Here is a 651-nt window from a genome sequence, read left to right as displayed (position 1 = left end):
CTTTGTTTGCACGCGTTCGACAAACCATTACAGGTTGTCTTTCAGATCCGATCTTAGTGAATTTACAAGTCAATCCATTACCTGTGTTTAGCTTACCAGAAGATGATATCTTATGTGTGGATGCAACTACAGGACAAGCCTTAGACCCACGAGTAATCGGAGTAGACTTTGGTGCAGGATTCACCTATCAGTGGACCACACCAAGTGGAACTGAAAGCAGTCCAACGGTGACAGTAGATCAGGCAGGAACGTATACGGTTATAGTTACCGATCAGAACAATCCAACGAATTGTTTCTCGGATGATAGTGTAACTTATACCGCATCTTCAGCGCCAAGCACACTTGATATTGCAGTAACCACACCCGCGTTTTCAGATACACACAATTTGGTGGCAACGGCAACAGGTGGTTCAGGGAACTATGAATACCAATTGGATGATGGACAGTGGCAAACCACAGGAGAGTTCTTTGATCTGCAACCAGGACAGCATACCATTACGGTGAGAGACACCAATGGTTGTGGAGAACTGGTAAGAACCATTGGACTGATAGACTTTATGGAATTCTTCACACCAAACGGTGATGCGTTTAATCCAACATGGAATATCATCGGATTACAGAATCAGCCAGCAGCGAAGATTTACATCTTTG

The 651-nt window shown here is 44.1% G+C and carries 1 pseudogene; it reads left to right on the top strand.

Annotated features, from left to right (window positions below):
* Positions 1-651: pseudogene (locus tag H2O64_RS23935) on the top strand (CUB protein); the annotation flags it as partial.

The sequence above is a fragment of the Kordia aestuariivivens genome, from assembly GCF_014397005.1.
In the GTDB taxonomy this organism is placed as follows: domain Bacteria; phylum Bacteroidota; class Bacteroidia; order Flavobacteriales; family Flavobacteriaceae; genus Kordia; species Kordia aestuariivivens.
Note: the sequence above shows the minus strand (reverse complement) of the source record. Positions and strands in the feature narration are given on the sequence as shown.